The following is a 19,195-nucleotide window of genomic DNA, read 5'->3' on the forward strand; positions in this document are numbered from 1 at the left end:
CGGCGCCCAGTCCGACTGCATGTGCTCCCCCACCTAAGCGACGGCCGATCCTACATAGTTCTCGGAGAAGCTGGACATGGCCGCCTCGGAACCAGCCAGGTAGCGCAACCTGGCTTCCCTAAAGCGAAACTGCATGTTCCGCTCATCCGGGAACCTGTGGAGCAAACCGGTCATCCAGTCCGAGAACTCCTCCGCGCGCCACACCCGGCGCAAGCAGCGCTCCGAGTAGCCGTCCAGCGCTTTCCGGTCACCGGTGGTGAACCAGTCAGCCAGCGCCTCGGCCAGCACGCGGACGTCGGAAACGGCCAGGTTGAGCCCTTTCGCGGCGGTCGGCGGGACGATGTGCGCGGCGTCCCCGGCCAGGAACACGTTGCCGCGGCTCATGGGTTCGGCCACGAACGACCGCATCGAGGTGATGCCGCGTTCGAGGATCGGGCCCTCGTTGAGCCCGTACCCGAGGTCGGTACCCAATCGGGTGTGCAACTCGGCCCACACGCGGTCGTCGGGCCACTGGTCGAGCGTGTCGGTCGGATCGACCTGCAGATAGAGCCTGCTGACCGTCGGCGAGCGCATGCTGTAGAGGGAGAAGCCCCGTTCGTGGCAGGCGTAGATCAGTTCCTTGGCTATAGGCGGCGCCTCCACCAAGATGCCCAACCAGGCGAACGGGTACGCGTGCTCGTAGGTGCGCAAGCCGGGCATCCTCGAACGGGTGACACCGTGGTACCCGTCGCAGCCGACGACGATGTCGCACCGCAGCTCGACCCGCTCGCCGTCGAGCGAGTACCGGAGCACCGGCCGCTCGCCGCCCGCCTCGTCGACAACCACGTCCCGCGCGTCGAAGTGCAGCTCGGCAACGCCTTCCCGGGCGGCGATCAGGTCTTTCACGACCTCCGCCTGCCCGTACATCCACACCGAGCGCCCCGACAGGTCGGCGAACGGGATCCGCACCGATTCCTCGGCGAAGCGCAGCTCGAACCCGGTGTGCACCGCCGCGAGCTGGTCCAACCGGTGCGCGACCCCGGCTTCCCGCAACAGTTCCACGGTCCCTTGCTCTAAGAGGCCAGCTCGAACGCGCTTCTGGACGTAGTCACGGCTGCGGTGCTCGACGATGACCGAGTCGATGCCCGCTAGGTGCAACAGCCGGCCGAGCAGGAGTCCTGCGGGACCAGCCCCCACGATTCCCACCTGAGTTCGCCGCGCCTCCACAGCTCACCAGTCCCCTCTTCGGCTACCGGCCCGCGAGTGCCATCCACTGGCATGGTCGACGACCCGCGATAGGCGCTACCAGGCCTGACAACTTCCTGTCACCCGAGAAACCGGCCGCGACGCGCTCCGGTAGGTTTCCAACCATGACCGATGCTCGAATCAATCTGGGCAAGGCGTGGCCCGAGGGCTACCGGGCGCTGTTCGCCTTCCACAGCACGGTGGTCGACTCCGGGCTCGACCCGAAGATCATCCAACTGATCTTCACCAGGGCGTCGCAGATCAACGGGTGCGCCTTCTGCCTGGACATGCACACGCTGGACGCGCTGGCGGCGGGTGAGACCACGCAGCGGCTGCTGCTGCTGGACGCCTGGCGCGAGACCGACTTCTACACCGACGAGGAGCGCGCCGCGCTCGCGCTGACCGAGGCGGTCACCGACGTGGCGGGCACGCACGTGCCCGACGACGTCTACAACGCCGCCGCAGCGGTCTTCGACGAGGAGACCCTGGCCAAGGTCGTCATGACCATCGTCCTGATCAACGCGTGGAACCGCACCGGCGTCACGCAGCGCAAGGCCGCCGGTCAGTACACCCCGCAGAAGAAGGACTGACCGCAGCGGGATTCACCGCGAGTCACCGGCCGGGTCCGCCCGGTCGGTGCGGGAGCGGGTTGGCGCTGGCCTTGCTGATCTGGCTGGGGGAGTAGTCGGCCTCGTTGCCTGGCGGCAACCTCGGCGACCCGGGATCGGACGGCCTCGTCGCCTGGCGGCGAGCTCGGCAACCGGATCAACGCCTCGTCGCCTAGCGGCAACATCGCGTTGATCCGCGACAATGCGACGAGCTCGATGGGGCGAACTTGTTTTGCGCGGGGCCCCTACAACACCCGACGCAGAACCGCAAAGCAGGGGCCCAAAAGCAGGCCCTGCCGCGCGGAAACGCTACGGGTGCTGTCCCCCCACGCAAAACAAGTCCGCCCCATCGAGCCAGCCTGGCACCAGCGACTCCGACTGTCCACGCGCTGAGTAGGCGGGCTGGGGCGGACCTGACGGAAGGCCAGTTGGCACCGCAGGGTCCGAGTGTCCAGGCGCTGGGTAAGTGGGCTGGGGCGGACCTGACGGGGCGCGGGCTGGCACCGCAGAGTCCGAGTGTCCAAGGGCTGGGTTTGTGGGTTGGGGCGGACCTGACGGGGGCGGGTTGGCACCGCTGGGTTCGAATGTCCAGGGGCTGGGTTGGCAGGGCCGACGAGAGCGGGGCTGGGCTGACACTGGCCGTTCCGAGTGTCCGGGGCTGGGCCGGTGAGCACTGGCCACCGCTCACGGGGTTTGGGGGATTCCGTGCTGTCCAGAAGAGTGTTCCTGCGCGCGTCCGGGGTCGCGGCCCTCGCCACCGGGTTTCCCGGTCCGGCCCGGGCGAGCACCCGGTGGGACCGGTTGCGGCGCGCCCTGTCCGGTCCGCTGGTGTTGCCAGGTGAGGCCAGGTACCCGGTCGCGAAGCGGCTGGCCGCGGCCCAGTTCGACAGCCTCAACCCGAGCGCGATCGCCTACTGCGCCTCCTCCCGAGACGTCCAGGAGTGCCTGCGGTTCGCCGCGCACGAGGGCACCGGGTTCGCGGTGCGCAGCGGCGGGCACAGCTTCACCGGCTGGTCCAGCGGCCGCGGCTTGGTCATCGACGTGTCCGGAGTGGACTCGGTGTCGGTGCGCGCCGGGTCGGCGGGGCCGCGCACGGTGCGGATCGGGCCGGGGGCCACCGCGGTCGACGCCACCGCGGCGCTGGCACCGCACGGGTTGTCCGTGGCGTCGGGTCTGTGCCCGACCGTGGCGCAGGGCGGGTTCGTCTCCGGCGGTGGACTCGGGTGGCAGACGCGTCTGGTCGGCCCGGCGAGCGACCGGGTGGTGTCGGCCAGGGTCGTGCTCGCCGACGGCCGGGTCGTCCGCGCGTCCCGGCACGAGGAGCCGGAGCTGTTCTGGGCGCTGCGCGGCGGTGGTGGCGGGAACTTCGGTGTGGTCACGGAATTCGAGCTGGCGCCCACCGCGGTCACCCGGGTGGCGACGTTCTCGCTCAGTTGGCCGTGGGACGCGGCACAGCGGGTGATCGCGGCGTGGCAGGAGTGGATCGAGCACAGCCCGCCGGAACTCGCGACCGGGATGGGTGTGCTGCTCAACGACGCGGCCACGGGGTCAGCGCCGATCACCGTCGCCTCGGGCGCGTACTTCGGCAGCCTGGAGCAAGCGGAGGCCGCGGTGTCCGCGTTCGTGTCCGCCGTGGGGGTGGCGCCGATCGCGCGACGGGTCGAGGAGATGGCCTACGACAAGGCGTTGATGCGACTGTTCGGCTGCGCTGACAAGACCACCGCGCAGTGCGACCTGGTGGATCACAACCCCGAGGCGACCCTGCCGCGTCAGCAATACATCCACCACCGCAGCCGCATGTTCAGCTCACCTTGGCCGCGGTCGGGCATAGAGGACGCTCTCGCCGCCTTCGACGCCAACCGCCGCGCCGGGCAGTACCGGTGGCTAGGGATGTTGGCACTGGGCGGCAACGCCAACAGTGTCCCCGCGGATGCCACCGCCTACGTGCACCGGGACGCGTCGTTCTTCAGTGTCTACTCAGTGGGTCTTAACGTGCCAGACCCCAACGCCGAGGAACGCGCAGCAGCCACGGCGTGGGTCGACCGCGGGTTCGCGGCGATAGACCCACACTCCACGGGGCACACCTACCTGAACTACCCCGACATCTCTCTCCCTGACTGGCGCGACGCCTACTACGGGGCGAACTACCGGCGTCTGGCACGGGCGAAGCGGCACTACGACCCACACGGCCTCTTCCGCCTCCCCCATGCCATCACGTAAGAGCCTGGACTCCTAGACCAGACCGCGTTCCTGGGCGAGCATCCCGGCTTGGAACCGGGAGTCCGCGCCGAGGTCGCGCATGATCGCCGCGACATGGCGGCGGTAGGTGCGCACGGAGATGCCGAGCTTCCTGGCCGCGGTGTCATCGGTGTGGCCGCGACCGAGCAACGTGAGCACTTCTTGCTGCAGCTGCGCGCCGGTGACCCCGTCGAGCGGGCCCTGGTAGCGCGACAACGCCGCCTGCCAGCCCAGGGTGAACAGCTCCTTGGCCGCGGCGACCACCCCGCCGTGCCGCAGCACCGCGGCGGGCGTGTCGTCGGCGTGCCCCGGCGGGAACACCACCGCTCGGTGGTCAACGATGATCACGTCCGGCATCGCCCGGTCGACCAGTTGCACCTCGATGGTGGGCTGGGCCAGTTCGACCATGCCCAGTTCGGCGGCGGCGCACAGGTTCTCCCGCGCGCACAGCACCTGCACCGACACGCCCCGGCCCGCGACACCGGCGAACAGCGAGATGGTGGCCCTCGGCGTCAGCGGCAGCACCCCGTCGCGCCAGAGCACGGCGACGTGCTGCTTGGCGCAGTGCACGACGTCCTCGGCGCGCTCCCCCCGGGGCGCGGCGGGTAACGCGCCATCCCGACGGCACGACAACGTCCCATTCGTCATCAATCCCCCAACTGAAGACCCAACCGGCTCATCGCGTGCGGGTAAACCCCGACGCATATGGTGGCACGGCGGCACATCCCGGTCAACAACGCCAGACGGTTAGTGAAACACCGGAAAGGAGCGCCGGTAATGCTCGCATTTAGTGATGTGCCACACCGCTTGCTCCCATTGTTGGAATGGTCTACTCCATCCATTCCGCACCGTCGCTTGTGTCCGCGCCACCGCGCTGACCTGCGCGGACGCACCGGATCGGCGCGCCGTCGTGGCCCGATCAGCCGCGTGGCCGTTCGGCCACAACGGCGCGGCGGCGCCGATACCCGAACCGACTCGTCCGTGTGGCGGACACTATCGAAGAACCCCCGAACGGGGGTAGCCAGACCAGATCCGGTCACTGCGCGCGTCCGGTCGCGCTCCCGCGTTTCGCGCGCGCTAAACCGACCGCGAATCACCATTCGCGGGAAAGTGAGCGGCCGGACAACACCGCTTCGTTCGGATTGTCCCGCTTCGCCTGTGCATTCACCCGATTGGAGCAACATCGTCGCTGGCGGTTCAGCGCCGGGCCCCGGTGGCACGTAGTGGGTGATACCGAGTGGGGTGATAGCTGGTGCGCAAGAAGTGGATCGGGATCGTCGGCGTGCTCGTGCTGGTGGTCGCGGCGGGTGCCGTGGGCGTCGGCGCGTCCGGCTGGCTGGCGCCGGGCACGGACACCGTCGACCGCAGCCAACCCGCCGTGCTGCAGGCCGTGCGCGACCTCAGCGAGTACCACGCGGCGGCGGGCGACTACCAGGTGGTCGTCGACATCGAGAAGGACGTCCGGTACGTGCCCGCGGAGATCGCGGGTGAGCGCACGTTGTTCGTCGCGGCGGGCAGCGTCGACGCGTTCATCGACTTCCGCGGTCTCGCGGACAACGCGCTCACCGTCGACCAACAGGCCAAGACCGTGCAGATACGCCTACCGAAAGCGCAGCTGTCCAAGCCCAACCTGGACAACCAGCGCAGCTACCTCTACCGCCAAGAACGCGGCCTCTTCGACCAGCTGAGCGCGTTGGTCAGTGCGCCGCAGGACCAGCGCGAGTTCTATGTCGCCGCGGAGAAGCGGATCTCCGAGGCGGCACAGAAGTCCGGTCTAACCGCTCGCGCGGAGAAGAACACCTTGTCGATGCTGACCGGGATGTTCGACGCCTTGGGCTACCGGGTCGTGCAGGCTCCGCAGCCCTAGCAGACAGCTTTAGACATGTGAGTGCCCCCAACCGGAGTCCAGGTTGGGGGCACTCACATGTCTATGTCCAAGAACTACAGCGTCATCGCAGCACGCGGGAGTCGGCGTTGAGGCGCTCGGTGAGGCGGATGGTGATGAACTCGTTGTTGTCCGGCTTGCCCGGGGTGCGGCCGGAGGAGAACGGGAAGTTGTTGTCGTTGAGGACCGCGAGGGTGCGGTCGTCGAGGATGACGACGTCTTCGATGGTCTGGAACGGGAAGGTGAACGGGTCGGCGAAGCCGCCGAGGTGCCGGGGGTTGGACAGGTTCAGCAGGTCTGCCACCAAGGTCTTGTCGAGCTTGCCGTCGTGGTCGCGGTCCCGCTTGTCGAGCAGGTAGATCTTCTTCACCTTGGCGTCCACGCCCTGGCCACCGTCGCGCTCGATGACGAGGAACCTGTCGCGGTCGACCGCGGTGAGGTCACCGATGGCGTGCGCGGGCTGGTCGAGCTGGTAGGTCCAACGCTTGCCGGTATAGCTACCGGAAGCCAGGTCGAACTCGTTGAGCCGCAAGCTACCGGGAGTGTCACCAACGACCGTTCCCTCAAGAAGTGCATAGAGGGTCCGCTTGTCCGGCGAGATCGCAAGGCCTTCGTACCCCTTGCTGCTGTTGAGGTTCGGCGTGCCTGCCGGGTTCTCCGGCGCGAAAACGCCCGGCAGCGCTACCGGCGGAGCCAGCAGGCGGCCCGCCCGGTCGAAGTGCAGCAGGTACGGACCGAACTCGTCGCCGATCCAGTACGTCCCGTCCGCGGCGCGCACGATCGACTCGACGTCGAAGTCGGAGCCGGTGAGCACCCGGTCCGGGCGGGTCAGCGCGAACGGCACCTTGCGGTGCGGATCGGTCAGGTTGATGCCACCGACGACGTCCACCGCGCCGGTGCGGAAGTCCGGGGCGATCCGGTGGATCCGCAGGACGAAGTCGCCGCTGTTGGCCTTGTTGCCGTACCCGTTGTCCGACAGCACCTCGAAGCTGCCGTCAGCGTTGCGCACGATGCCGCTGAAGCCCTGCACCGGCTGGTCGGCGAACGGCGGGACGATCCCGTTGATCGGGTTGGTGCCCAGCGCCCCGCCGGAGGGGTCGCTGGCGGAGACGAACGTCTCGGCGGGCAGGGCCGAGAACCCGGTGAGCGCGGCTTGCCCGAAACCCCGGCCCCGCTCGTGGTCCGGCGACGCCGCGCTCGGCACGCCCGCGAACACCCCCGCGGCGAGCACAGCGGCACCAATGGCCAACGACCTACGCATGCGATCTCCCTCTCCCGTGGCCCCCGACCCGGCGCGACGCTAGGCAGCGCAGGTGAACGCCACGTGGCCGCCGCTCGCACGGCGCGCAACACCGCACGTCACCGCCGGGAGCCCGCCACCGATGGCGGTACCCCGGCACGGGCGCCCGTCAGTGCCTAAGCTCTAGTGGCTCGACTCAGGACGTCGAGCCACTAGGTGTTCTGACCGCCGTCGACGGTGAGCACGGCTCCGGTGATGTGCGCGCCCGCGGGTCCGGCGAGGTGGCCGACGGTCGCGGCGATGTCGGCGGCGTTCCCGTAGTACCCCAGCGCGCTGGTGCTGAGCTGCTCGGCCGCGGTCGGGTTGCCCGCCGGGTTCATGTCGGTGTCGGTCGAGCCGGGCTGCACGAGGTTCGCGGTGATCCGGCGCGGGCCCAGGTCGCGCGCCAGCCCCCTGGTGAAGCCGAGCAGCGCGGACTTGCTCATCGCGTAGACGGCCAGGCCGGGGCTGGTCACCCGCTCGGCGAGGTTGCTGCCGATGGTGATCACCCGGCCGCCGTCGCGCAGCACCCCGATGGCGGCCCTGGTGCCGGTGACCACGGCGCGGATGTTGACGTCGATGATCGCGTCGAGGTCCTCGTCGGTGACCTCGCCGACGGTGCCGTAGCGGGCGATGCCCGCGTTGTTGACCAGGACGTCGAGCCCGCCGAGCGCCTCGGCCGCCTCGAGCACGGCCGCCTCGACCGCGCCGCGCTCGGTGGCGGGCGCCCGCACCGCGACCGAGCGCACCCCCAGCGCGGTCAGGTCGGCCACCACGGCGGCGGCCCGCTCCCCCGCGGTGTTGTAGGTGATCGCCACGTCGGCGCCGAGGGCGCCCAGGTGGCGGGCGGTGGCCGCGCCGATCCCCCGGCTGCCGCCGGTCACCAGCGCCGTGTTCCCCGCGAGCGGGCCGTGCTCACCCATCGACTCCCCCAAGATTGTGCATCGAACGTTGCATAATTAACCTGCCCCAGTACCATCGGCTTTGTCAACCGGAGGGAGGCGTCATGCCGGGACCCGGGCGACCGCGCGGGTTCGACCGCGACCGGGCGCTCACCGCGGCGATGCGGCTGTTCTGGGAGCGCGGCTACGAGGGCGCCGCGATCTCCGAGCTGACCGCCGCCATGGGCATCGGCACGCGCAGCCTCTACACCGCCTTCGGCAGCAAGGAACAGCTGTTCCGCGAGGCGGTGGCGCTCTACGAGAGCAGCGGGGACGGCACCGAGTTCTACGAGCTGCCGACCGGTCGCGCCTCGGTCGAGCGGATGCTGCGGTCCAGGGCGGCGACTTACGCGGACCCGAACACCCCGGCTGGCTGCATGGTGGTGCTCGCCGCGACCAACGTCAGCGCCGACAACGAGCGGGTGCGGGCGATGTTGCGCGCCATCCGGGTCCAGGACCGGCACGCGCTCATCACCCGGCTCGAGCGGGCGCGCACCGACGGCGAGATCGCCGCCGACCCGGTCCCGGTCGCCGACTTCTTCCTTTCAGTCCTTTATGGAATGTCCGTGCTGGCGCGCGACGGCGCCTCGGTCGCTGACCTGACCCGGGTCGTCGACACCGCGATGACCTCGTGGGATCCGTTGACGCGCAGGTAAACGGGCTGCCGACCACATGGTGGAACCACTCGTTCCACGGCGTGGTAACCACTGGCGCGACCGGTTCTCTTGGCGCACAGGTCAAGGGGTGTTCAGCACCGTCCGCGATGTGGGAGTGCCATTCAGTGGGTGGGAGCCGTCGCGGGATCGCGGTTAGCGTGGCGGTGCTGATCCCCTGTTCCACCCCGCTGGAGGCACACCCGTGTCCACACTTCCCTTACGCGCGGCCGGTCTCGTCGTGGTCCTCGGACTCGCGGCCGCCTGCGGCACCACCACGGCCGCGGGCGGCGGCAGCGGTGGCGGCGACGCCGGACCGCCGCGCCCGGGCGGCACGCTGCGGTTGGGCATCTCGTCCAACCCGGACTGCATCGACCCGCAGCAGTGGGGCACCAACGCCGCGCTCAACGTGGGCCGCCAGCTGGTTGACTCGCTGACCGACCAGGACCAGGCGTCCGGCAAGATCATCCCCTGGCTGGCCGAGAATTGGGAGGTCAACCCCGACTCGACCAGCTTCACCTTCACCCTGCGCACCGGCGCCACCTTCGCCGACGGCACCGCGGTGGACGCCGCCGCGGTCAAGACCAGCTACGACGGGATCAAGGCGCTGGGCCCGAAGGCGCAGCTGGGCAACGGCTACCTGGCCGCGTACAAGAGCGCCACCGTGGTGGACCCGAAGACCGTGCGGCTGGACTTCTCCGCACCGAGCGCGCAGTTCCTGCAGGCCAGTTCCACGATGTCGCTGGGGATCCTGGCGCCCGCGGCGTACCAGAAGTCGCCGGAGCAGCGCTGCCAGGGCGAGGGGCTGATCGGGTCCGGGCCGTTCGTGTTCGAGAGCTTCAAGTCCAACCAGCAGGTCGTGATCACCAAGCGCAAGGGCTACAACTGGGGTTCGCCGCAGTTCAAGCACCAGGGTGAGGCCTACCTGGACAAGGTGGAGTTCCGGATCGTGCCGGAGCCCGGTGTGCGCACCGGCAGCCTCGCCTCCGGCCAGCTCGACGCGATCACCGACGTGCAGCCGGTCGACGAGCCGCAGTTCGCGGGCAACGGGTTCACCGAGCCGGTGCGGGCGAACCCGGGCATCGTGTTCAACCTGACCGCCAACACCACGCGCGGTGTCCTCACCGACGTGAAGGTTCGGCAGGCGGTGTCCAAGGGCGTCAACCGCCAAGAGGTCACCGACACCGTGCTCACCAAGAACTACAAGGCTGCCACCAGCGTCCTGGGTTCGGCGACCCCGCTGCACCTGGACCTGTCCAAGGAGTTGGCCTACGACCCCGACGGCGCCAAGAAGCTGCTCGAGGAGCAGGGGTGGCTGCCCGGTCCGGACGGCATCCGGGTCAAGGACGGCCAGCGGCTCTCGGCGAAAATCATCTTCTCGCTGGTGTTCAACCAGAACCAGAGCGTGCTCGAGCTCGTGCAGCAGCAGCTGCGCAAGATCGGGTTCGACCTGCAGATCGAGCAGCGCACGACGCCGGAGACGCAGCAGCTGACGCTGGCCGGTGACTACGACTTCATCTGGTACAACACCACCCGCGCCGACCCGGACATCCTGCGCCAGCTGTTCTCCACCAAGGCGGGCAACCGCAGCAAGCTCAGCCCGGGCAACCCGCTCGACGCCGCGTTGGACAAGCAGGCCGCGACGGTCGACGAGGCCGCGCGCAAGCCCGCGGCCGAGGAGGCGCAGCGGTTGGTCGTCGAGCAGGCGTACTCGATCCCGGTGTTCGAGTTGACCCAGGTGTGGGGTCTTGGGCCCAAGACGCACGGCGTCGGGTTCGAGGCGTCGTCGCGGATGCAGCTGTTCGACGCCTGGATCGCCGGATGACAAACGGGGTCCCGCGTCGCCTGGCCCAGGCGGTGGTCGTGCTGTGGGCGGCGTTCACGCTGTCCTTCGTGATCCTCTACCTGTTGCCGGGCGACGCGGTCCTCGCCAAGCTCGGCGGTGAGGCGGGCACGACCGTCACCGCCGAGGACATCGCCCGCGAGCGCGCCGCGTACGGCCTAGACGACCCGATCGTGCTGCAGTACGGCAAGCGCTTGCTGGCCGCCGCGCAAGGCGACTTCGGCAGGTCTATCGCGACCGGTGAGGACGCGACGGAGTTGGTGCTGAACGCGTTGCCGTCCACGTTGGCGATCACCGGCCTCGGCTTGGTGTTCGCGATCGTGTTCGGTGGCGCGATCGCGATCGTCGGCACGTACACGAGATCGCGGTGGCTAAGCCAACTCCTGGCGGCGATGCCCCCGCTGGGCAACTCATTGCCCCCGTTCTGGGTGGGGTTGTTGCTGATCCAGGTGTTCTCGTTCCAGTTGGGACTGGTCCCCGCGATGGGCTCGGACGGGTTCGCGACGCTGGTGCTGCCCGCGGTGACGTTGGCGATCCCGACCGGCGCGATCATCGGGCAGGTGCTGGCCAAGAGCCTGCGCACGCAGCTGACCGAGCCCTACATCGAGGTCGTGCTGGCGAAGGGCGCGAGCAGGGCGAGGGTCCACTGGGGACACGCGCTGCGCAACGCCGCGCTGCCCGCGCTGACCCTGGTCGGTGTGCTGGCGGGCAACCTGCTGGCCGGGTCGGTCATCACCGAGTCGGTGTTCTCCCGCGACGGCATCGGCCGGGTGACCGCCTCGGCGGTCACCGCGCAGGACATCCCGGTGGTGCAGGCGGTGATCGTGCTCGCCGCGCTGTTCTTCGTGCTCATCAACCTGGCGGTCGACCTGCTCTACCCGGTGCTCGACCCACGGTTGTCCGGTCGCGTCACGGCGAAGGCGGTGTCGGGTGTCTAGTGTGGTCTTGCGCCGAGAAGTGGGGTTCGCCCTGCGCCGCCCCGGGTTGGTGCTGTCGGTCGCGGTGGTGGTGTTCGTGCTCTTGTGCGCGGTCGCACCTGAGCTGTTCACCGCCCAAGACCCGATCGCGGGCGTACCGGCCGAGCGGTTGCAGGGTCCGTCCGCGGCGCACCTGTTCGGCACCGATGAGACCGGCCGGGACGTGTTCGCCCGTGTCGTGCACGGCGCCGCGCTGTCGCTGCGGGCCACGACGCTGGCGGTGTTGGTGTCGCTGGTCGCGGGCGCCGCGCTCGGCCTGCTCGCGGCGGGCCGCGGCGGATGGGTGGACTCGCTGGTGATGCGCGTGGTCGACGTGCTGCAGGCGGTTCCCTCGATCCTGCTGTCGCTGGCGCTGGTGACCGCGCTCGGGTTCGGCACGACGAATGTGGCGATCGCGGTCGGGATCGCGAACCTGGCGACCTTCGCCCGGCTGATGCGCGCCGAGGTGCTGCGCGTGCGCTCGGGGGTGTACGTGGAGGCGGCGCGGGCGGCGGGCGTGCGGTGGAGCGGCGTGCTGCTGCGCCACATCCTGCCCAACTCGATCGGCCCGGTGCTGGTGCTGGCGACGCTGACCTTCGGCACGACGGTGTTGGAGGTGTCGGCGCTGAGCTTCCTCGGCTACGGCGCCACCCCGCCCACCCCCGAGTGGGGTTCGCTGGTGGCCGGTGGGCGCAGCTTCCTGGCCACCGCGTGGTGGATGACGACCTTCCCGGGGTTGACGGTCGCGGCGGTGGTGCTGGCGACGAACCGGATCTCCCGGGCGCTCGACGGTGAACGGAGTCAGCTGTGACCGCCCTGCTGGAGATCCGCGACTTGACGGTGTCGTACCACACCAAGACGGGTGTTGTGCCTGCCGTGCGCGGGGCGAACATAACGGTGGCCGCAGGCGAGATCGTCGCCGTGGTCGGCGAGTCCGGGTCGGGTAAGAGCACCACGGCGCACGCTGCGATCGGGCTGCTGCCGCGCGGTGGTCGTGTGGAGGCAGGCTCGATCACCTTCGCGGGCCGTGAGCTGACAGGGCTATCGGACCGGCAGTGGCAACAGGTGCGGGGCACCGACATCGCGTTGGTACCGCAAGACCCGACGGTGTCGCTGGACCCGGTGCGCAGGGTGGGCGACCAGGTCGCCGAGGTCCTGCTGGTGCACCGGTTGGCCACACGGCGCGCGGCGGCTGCCGAGGCGGTGGAGCTGCTGCGGCGGGCGGGGATCACGGAGGCGGAGCGGCGGGCCAAGCAGTACCCGCACGAGCTGTCCGGTGGGCTGCGGCAACGGGTGCTGATCGCCATCGCGCTCGCCGGGCGGCCGCGGCTGATCATCGCCGACGAGCCGACCAGCGCACTGGACGTGACCGTGCAGCGGGAGATCCTCGACCACCTCGAGGGGCTGGCGGCGGAGTCCGGGACCGCGGTGCTGCTGATCACGCACGACCTGGGTGTGGCGGCCGACCGCGCGGCCCGGATCGTGGTGATGTCGCGGGGTGAGGTGGTCGAAACCGGGCCCGCTCGGGAACTGCTTGCCACGCCCGAGCACGCCTACACTCGCGAACTCTTGGCCGCGGCGCCGAGTCTGGCGCGCGAACCGCTGCGCCCCAGGAGGGACGCGGGTCCCGAGGTACTGCTAACTGTCAGCGGTATCGCTAAGTCGTTCGATGGGCGCACCCGCGTCGTTGACGACGTTTCGTTCAGCCTGACTCGCGGGCGCACTTTGGCGTTGGTAGGGGAATCTGGATCCGGCAAGACAACCACCGCACGGATGGTCGTAGGTCTAGAGACCCCCACTGCGGGCACGGTGACGTTCGACGGCAACGACATCACTCGCCTCGGCAGGGAAGAACTACGCCGTTTGCGCCGCCGGTTCCAACTCGTCTACCAGAACCCTTACGCGTCACTGAACCCGCGATTCACCATCGAGGACGTCGTCACCGAGCCCTTGCGCGCGTTCGATGTCGGCACCAAGGCGGAGCGCCATACGCGGGCCGCTGAGCTGCTCGACCAGGTAGCCCTACCTTCGACGATGCTCGCCCGCAAGCCCGCGGAGCTGTCCGGCGGACAACGCCAGCGCGCGGCGATCGCCCGTGCCCTCGCGCTGAACCCCGACCTGCTCGTCTGCGATGAGCCGGTGTCGGCGCTGGACGTGTCGGTCCAGGCGCAGATCCTGCGTCTGCTCGTGCGCCTGCAAGAGGAGTTGGGGCTGGCGTACCTGTTCATCACGCACGACTTGGCGGTGGTCCGGGAGATCGCCGATCACATCGCGGTCATGCGCGGCGGGCGGGTCGTGGAGCACGGGCCCGCGGACGCGGTACTGGGTAGCCCCACCGAGGAGTACACGCGCGAACTGCTGGCGGCGATCCCGGGGCAGGTGTCGGCGAGCCCACCTCCGGTCACGGCGTAACGGGCGGGCCCCGCGCGGCGACTGCAAGTGATGATCGACATCCGTCGGTCGGGCCGGGGGAGGCGCGGTGGCGGCCTGGGCGTGGTGGGGCAGGCGGTTCGAGCGGACCGAGCGGCGGCTGGTGGTGATCGCCGCCGCGCTGGGTGGCGCGATCGTGCTGCTCGGCTTCCTCGGGCAGGCCGCGTTGCGCGAGCGGGACGGGCGGTTGGACGACGCCGTCAATCGCCGGGGTGCGCTGACTGCGGCGGCGTTGGACGTCTATAGGGCGTTGGCCGACGCAGACGCGACCTCGCTCAACGCCGTTGTCGTGGAAGCGCGCAAGGCCTCCGATGAACGGACGCGGTTTCGAAAGGATCTGTTCGACGTCGCGGACGCGTTGCGGACCGCGGCATCCCTCGCGCCGGAGGGACAATCAGCCGAGCACGTGCGGACGCTGACGGACTACTTGCCCGAATACTCCCGTCTTGTCGAGGCCGGTTGGGCGAACAGCGTGCTTAGCCAACCGGTAGGCACTTCCTACCTCTCGCAGGCTTCTTTCCTGGTGCGGATGACCATGCTGCCCAAGGCGGAGGAGCTGCATAAGGAGCAAGCCGGTGCGCTGTCCGACACCCAGCGGAGGGCCGGGAAGCAACCTTGGGAGATGTTCATCTTCGGTGGCGTCACCCTCGCCTTATTGGTGGCGTCCCAGCTCTACGTGTCCCGTCTTACCCGTAGGCGGTTCAACCGCGGCTTGGTGATGGCAACGGCGTTGATCCTGGGCTCGCTGATCACCGTCGGGGTCACCGTCGGCATCGCCGGTGGGCATGCCGACGACAGCGTGCACGAGTTCGACGAGGTCGTCGCCCCGCTGGCCACAGCGCGCAACCTGGGCCGCAACGCCGACGGCAGCGAGGTGCGGATCCTGGTGTTCCCCAAGGTCGGTGACGTGGGCGAGCTGCGTGACACGCTCACCGCCATCGAGGAGGAGGTCGCCGCGGGGCGAGCGGGTGGTGCGGACCCGACCCGGATCGACCGGGTGGCGACCGCGCTGCGGGCGTGGCAGACCACGGTGACCTCGCTGAACGCGACCAATCCGCCGCTGCCCTACCAAGTGGCGTCCGGGCTGGTCATCGGCACCGTCGAGGCCGCGCACGCCCAAGAGTTCGACGAGGCGCTGAGCGACACGATCAGCTGGCACCTCGACCACGCCGCGGATTCCACCGTCGCGGCCAAGGAAGCACTGTCAGGCGTGGACGTCATCACGGGCTTAGCGGTGTTCTTAGCCTTGCTGGCGGCCGGGTGGGGCATGTGGGAGAGAATCCGGGAGTACTACTGATGCGCGTCCTCTTAGCCGTCATGGCCATGATGTTGGTGCTCAGCGGTTGCACCGCGCCGGAGCCGGTAGCGCGACCGAACCGCACACCCCCCACGGTCGAGCCACTCGACTTCGTCGCCGACCCCAAGCCGTCACCGCCGGTCGAGCAGTGCCCTGATCCCGGTAGGAGCCTCAACCCCGCGGGCCTCGCGCGCATACAGACGCCGACGGTGAACCGCATCCGCAACGACGACAAGCGGCTCGTGGTGGGCGTGAGCCAGACGGCCCCGCTGTTCAGCCGTCGCGATCTGACAACGGGAAAGGCCACCGGTTACGAGGTGGACATAGTGCGGCGGCTAGCGCAGGAGCTGTTCGGCGAACCTATCGACACCAACGACCCCCGCCTGCGACTGGTGTCCCTCCCGACGGGTGGCCGCCTCAACGCGCTGGACACCGCGAAGAACCGCGCTGCCCGCGAAGCGACGCCCAAGCTCAAGGACATCCCGGTCGTCGACATGGTGATCGCGGACGTGAGCATCACCTGCGCCCGCGTGCAGACCTACGGGCTGCGCTACTCGGCGCCGTACCTGACCACGAACACCGGCCTGATGGTCCGCCAAGGCGACCACGACGTGCACTCCCCCGAAGACCTCGGCGGCCGCAAGGTCTGCTCCGGCTCGGGCACCACCAACAGCGACGAGATGATCGAGATCCGCGACCGGCAACGCGCGGAGCAGAAGACCCCCGTCATCCCGGTCTCGGTGAACGACACCAGCGAGTGCCTGATGCTGCTGCAGCGCGGCCAGGTCGACGCGATCTACACCGACGTGCTCATCCTGGCGGGCTTCCTCCTGCAGGACCCCACCACCGTCTTGCTCCCCTACCGCGACCCGGGCGCCGGTGAGGCGGGCATCGCCATCAGCGACGAGGACACCGACCTGGTCCGGTTCGTCAACGGCGTCTTAGACAAGATGCGCGCAGACGGCAGCCTCCAGGCGTCTTACGACAAGTGGTTCAAAACCGTCGACACCCGTCGCCCCATCCCCCCTTCCCGCTACGTCGACTAGCGGCACTGTGTTGAGATGATGTGACAGTGGCGCCTACCCAACTGACCGACATCACCTCTCTTCCGTCTGACGCGTTGGTGCGGTGGGGAGCCCAGGGTCTGCGTCCAGGTGTCCGTGCGTGGCGCGACGGCGACGCTGTGGTGGTGGCCTGCCCGGATCTCTCCCGTAGGCACCGACTGTTGGTTCACGGGACCGGCGGGCAGTTACTCGGGCTGGTACGGCATGCGCTAGCAGTCGTCGGGCAGGACTACCGGCCGCTAGGTGACGACAAGACAGTCGCGGAAGTGGTGGCTGAGTTCGCCGAAATCGAACTGCTGGACAACTTCTGGTGGATGGACACGGTAGACCCAACTGGGGTCATTGGTACGGCGCGGTGGCTGACGGAAGACGCGACCGACGAGGTGCGCGGGTTGATCGATAGCGAGTACCCCGGTTCTTACGCCAAGCCGGGCGGGACCGGCGTGCGCCGCTGGGCGGGAGTCCGCGATGCGCACGGGGCGCTTGTCGCGGTGGCGGCCGACGCGTGGTCGGCGCCGGAAGTCGGATTCCTCGCCGGGGTGATCACCGCACCCGCCGCGCGGGGCCGCGGTCACGCCGTCGCCGTGTGCGGGCTGGCCATCGACACCCTGGTCACCGAGACCGGCCGGGCCGCGCTCATGGTCGACAGCTGGAACGACGCGGCGCGGACCCTGTACACGAAGCTCGGACTGGCCAGCCGACCCATCGCGGCCGCGGCGCACCGGTCGTTCCTGGATCAGCCGCTGCTCTAGGCGCTGCTCTGGGTGCTGCTCTAGGTGCCTCTTCTAGGTGCTGCGCTAAAGCCGCGCTTGGGGGCGGTTGGCGGGGCATGCTCGCGTTAGGTGCTTGGGGTGGGGGTGCTTGATGGGGCGGGTTTCCGTGTGTTCGTGCTGGGGTTGCTAGTGCGGTGGGCTCGATGGGGCGGGTATCCGTGTGGCCGCAGGGGGTTGGTAGTGCGGTTGGCTCGATGGGGCGAACTTGTTTTGCGCGGGGCCCCTACAACACCCGTGGCAGGACCGCACAGCAGGGGCCGAAAAGACTGGCCCTGCCGCGAGGAAACGCTACGGGTGTTGTCCCCCCACGCAAAACAAGTCCGCCCCATCAAGCAGTGGCAGAAGGTGGGGTTGGTGGGGGGTGAGGGGTGAGGGGTGAGGGGTGAGGGGTGAGGGGTGAGGGGTGAGGGGTGAGGGGTGAGGGCAGGGGTGATGAGGGTGGGGCGAGGGGTGGAAGTGGGGTGAGGGGTGGGCAGGGGCCAAGCGGCTCTTGGTAGTCCGATGTCTAGTGGCCGGCGGCGACTAGGCCTAGGCGCAGGAGGCTTTCGGCGGTGGCGATGATGACGTCCTCGTTGGGGCGGGGGTGCCAGCCGAGGAGTCGGGTCGCTTTCTCGTGCGAGACGCGGCGGTGGCGGCCTAGCAGCGGGACGATCGGCCGCAGCGAGCGGTGCATGAGGGCGGATACCCGCACCAGCCAGTTGGCCAGGACCTTGGTCGGCACCCGCGCCGCGGCCGGGCCCAGGTGTTCGCGCAGGATCTCGGCCATCTCCGGCATGGTCACGTAGTCCCCCGCCGCGGCGATGAACCGCTGCCCGGCGGCCGCCGGGTCGACCATGGCGCGCACGTGCAGGTCCGCCACGTCGCGGACGTCGACGAGTGAGGTGGACAGGCGGGGTACCCCGGGCAGCTCACCGTCGAGCAGCCTGCGGACCAGGTCGACCGACCCGGCGTAGTCGGGACCCAGGACCGGCCCGAAGATCCCGACCGGGTTCACCACCGCCAACTCCACCGCCGACCCCTCGGCGAACTCCCAGGCGGCGCGCTCGGCCAGGGTCTTGGACCTGACGTAGGGGGTGATCCCGGGGCCGTCGAGGTTGGTCCAGGTCTCCTCGGTGAACACCCGCTCGGTCTGCGGGTGCCCGTAGCCGACGGCGGCGAAGGAGGAGGTCATCACCACCCGCCGCACCCCGGCGTCGCGGGCGGCCCGCAGCACGCGCAGCGCCCCGTCCCGCGCGGGCGCGACGAGGGCGTCCTCGGCCTTGGGCGTGGCGAGTGGGAAGGGCGAGGCCACGTGCAGCACGTAGGAGCACCCTGTGACGGCCTCACCCCACCCGGCGTCCCCCGTCAGGTCGGCCGCGACGAACGACAGGGCGCTGTGCGGGTCGACGCCGCCGACCCGCACCATCTCGCGCACGTCGGCCACCCGGTCCAGCGACCGCACCGAGGCGCGCACCCGGTAGCCGTCGGCGAGCAGCCGCACCACCGCGTGCGCGCCGAGGAACCCGGACCCGCCGGTCACCAGCACGAGTTCACCAGCCACGACACCCACCGCCCCGTTCGCTCGATCCCCGACCACCCTCGCACCATCGGCCGGTGATCGCCGCGAAACCCGGGTCAGGCCGCGACCGGCACCCTGGTCCGCGCCAACACGTACGCGCAGGCCAGCCCGAGGACGATCTCGGCGGCCATGGCCCCCAGCAGAGAACCCGGCGGGACACCGTCGACCGCGACGCCGAGGGCGCGGCCCGCGCCGAACGCGAGGTAGAAGCCGGTGCCGAGCAGCGCCGAGAGCCTGCTCAGCCCCGGTCGGAACACGCCTGCGGTGATCACGCCCCCGATGCCGAGGATGGCGGCGCCCACGGCCCTGATCTCGCCGAGCGCCCCCGGGTCGTGAACCGCGGGCAGCCCACTGGCCTCGTGGAAGGCGGCCGGGGCGAGCAGTTGCGCGGCACCGATCGCGACGGCGACCAGGCCCGCGAGGCCGAGGATGATCCGGTTCGCCAT

General features: G+C 69.7%; 17 protein-coding genes. 11 read left to right on the plus strand and 6 right to left on the minus strand.

All coding sequences use genetic code 11. From position 1 onward, the window contains the following. Positions 1–33 precede the first annotated feature (33 nt). The gene (locus tag LV75_RS29885; RefSeq protein WP_308211064.1) at positions 34–1,206 is read right to left on the minus strand and encodes a 4-hydroxybenzoate 3-monooxygenase; all 1,173 of its coding nucleotides are present in this window, start codon (positions 1,204–1,206) and stop codon (positions 34–36) included. Positions 1,207–1,349: 143 nt separating this feature from the next. Between LV75_RS29885 and LV75_RS29890 the strand changes: the two genes are divergently transcribed. Together LV75_RS29890 and LV75_RS29895 are read left to right on the plus strand one after the other, a co-directional pair. After that, a complete protein-coding gene (locus tag LV75_RS29890) occupies positions 1,350–1,814 on the plus strand; it encodes a carboxymuconolactone decarboxylase family protein (protein ID WP_253890703.1) in 465 nt (154 codons plus the stop codon). A 723-nt stretch (positions 1,815–2,537) separates the two neighbouring features. Then, entirely contained in the window at positions 2,538–4,052 is a 1,515-nt protein-coding gene (locus LV75_RS29895; RefSeq protein ID WP_253890704.1) for an FAD-binding oxidoreductase, read from the plus strand. Between the two features lie 12 nt (positions 4,053–4,064). Here LV75_RS29895 and LV75_RS29900 read toward each other — a convergent pair whose 3' ends face one another. Beyond that, positions 4,065–4,718: a response regulator transcription factor gene (locus tag LV75_RS29900; RefSeq protein WP_253890705.1), complete on the minus strand. Its 654-nt coding sequence runs from the start codon at positions 4,716–4,718 to the stop codon at positions 4,065–4,067. Positions 4,719–5,322: 604 nt separating this feature from the next. Here LV75_RS29900 and LV75_RS29905 point away from each other — a divergent pair. Then, on the plus strand, positions 5,323–5,937 hold the full coding sequence (locus tag LV75_RS29905) for a DUF4230 domain-containing protein (protein WP_253890706.1): 615 nt from the start codon (positions 5,323–5,325) through the stop codon (positions 5,935–5,937). An 82-nt stretch (positions 5,938–6,019) separates the two neighbouring features. On the opposite strand, the gene LV75_RS29910 is transcribed toward LV75_RS29905, so the two are convergent. Both LV75_RS29910 and LV75_RS29915 read right to left on the minus strand, forming a co-directional pair. Further along, positions 6,020–7,216 (minus strand): esterase-like activity of phytase family protein, encoded by a 1,197-nt coding sequence (locus tag LV75_RS29910; RefSeq protein WP_253890707.1) that lies wholly within the window; start codon positions 7,214–7,216, stop codon positions 6,020–6,022. 191 nt (positions 7,217–7,407) lie between these two features. Then, the gene (locus LV75_RS29915; protein WP_253890708.1) at positions 7,408–8,157 is read right to left on the minus strand and encodes an SDR family oxidoreductase; all 750 of its coding nucleotides are present in this window, start codon (positions 8,155–8,157) and stop codon (positions 7,408–7,410) included. Positions 8,158–8,240: 83 nt separating this feature from the next. Here LV75_RS29915 and LV75_RS29920 point away from each other — a divergent pair, with 83 nt between their 5' ends. The 8 genes from LV75_RS29920 to LV75_RS29955 all read left to right on the plus strand — a co-directional run bounded on the left by LV75_RS29920 (position 8,241) and on the right by LV75_RS29955 (position 17,170). Continuing rightward, positions 8,241–8,831, plus strand: a complete 591-nt coding sequence (locus tag LV75_RS29920; RefSeq protein ID WP_253890709.1) for a TetR/AcrR family transcriptional regulator — start codon at positions 8,241–8,243, stop codon at positions 8,829–8,831. A 238-nt stretch (positions 8,832–9,069) separates the two neighbouring features. After that, the gene (locus tag LV75_RS29925; RefSeq protein WP_308211074.1) at positions 9,070–10,653 is read left to right on the plus strand and encodes an ABC transporter substrate-binding protein; all 1,584 of its coding nucleotides are present in this window, start codon (positions 9,070–9,072) and stop codon (positions 10,651–10,653) included. Beyond that, positions 10,650–11,609, plus strand: coding sequence for an ABC transporter permease (locus LV75_RS29930; protein WP_253890711.1), 960 nt, complete (start codon positions 10,650–10,652; stop codon positions 11,607–11,609). The genes LV75_RS29925 and LV75_RS29930 overlap by 4 nt, the downstream gene beginning before the upstream one ends. Further along, positions 11,602–12,438, plus strand: coding sequence for an ABC transporter permease (locus tag LV75_RS29935; protein WP_253890712.1), 837 nt, complete (start codon positions 11,602–11,604; stop codon positions 12,436–12,438). The genes LV75_RS29930 and LV75_RS29935 overlap by 8 nt, the downstream gene beginning before the upstream one ends. Continuing rightward, positions 12,435–14,039 (plus strand): dipeptide ABC transporter ATP-binding protein, encoded by a 1,605-nt coding sequence (locus LV75_RS29940; protein ID WP_253890713.1) that lies wholly within the window; start codon positions 12,435–12,437, stop codon positions 14,037–14,039. Before LV75_RS29935 ends, LV75_RS29940 begins: the two co-directional genes overlap by 4 nt. Positions 14,040–14,106: 67 nt before the next feature. Next, the gene (locus LV75_RS29945) at positions 14,107–15,354 is read left to right on the plus strand and encodes a GlnX family signal transduction membrane protein (RefSeq protein ID WP_253890714.1); all 1,248 of its coding nucleotides are present in this window, start codon (positions 14,107–14,109) and stop codon (positions 15,352–15,354) included. Continuing rightward, complete coding sequence (locus LV75_RS29950) at positions 15,354–16,400, plus strand: transporter substrate-binding domain-containing protein (RefSeq protein ID WP_253890715.1); 1,047 nt, start codon at positions 15,354–15,356, stop codon at positions 16,398–16,400. The genes LV75_RS29945 and LV75_RS29950 overlap by 1 nt, the downstream gene beginning before the upstream one ends. A 287-nt stretch (positions 16,401–16,687) precedes the next feature. Further along, positions 16,688–17,170 carry a GNAT family N-acetyltransferase gene (locus tag LV75_RS29955; RefSeq protein WP_253890716.1) on the plus strand — a complete coding sequence of 161 codons (483 nt, stop codon included), beginning with the start codon at positions 16,688–16,690 and terminating at the stop codon, positions 17,168–17,170. Between the two features lie 526 nt (positions 17,171–17,696). Here the strand turns inward: LV75_RS29955 and LV75_RS29960 are convergent. Together LV75_RS29960 and LV75_RS29965 are read right to left on the minus strand one after the other, a co-directional pair. After that, positions 17,697–18,731 carry an NAD-dependent epimerase/dehydratase family protein gene (locus LV75_RS29960; protein WP_253890717.1) on the minus strand — a complete coding sequence of 345 codons (1,035 nt, stop codon included), beginning with the start codon at positions 18,729–18,731 and terminating at the stop codon, positions 17,697–17,699. 74 nt (positions 18,732–18,805) lie between these two features. Next, a complete protein-coding gene (locus LV75_RS29965; RefSeq protein ID WP_253890718.1) occupies positions 18,806–19,195 on the minus strand; it encodes a DUF4345 domain-containing protein in 390 nt (129 codons plus the stop codon).

This window comes from Actinokineospora diospyrosa, assembly GCF_024171925.1.
Classification (GTDB): Bacteria; Actinomycetota; Actinomycetes; order Mycobacteriales; family Pseudonocardiaceae; genus Actinokineospora; species Actinokineospora diospyrosa.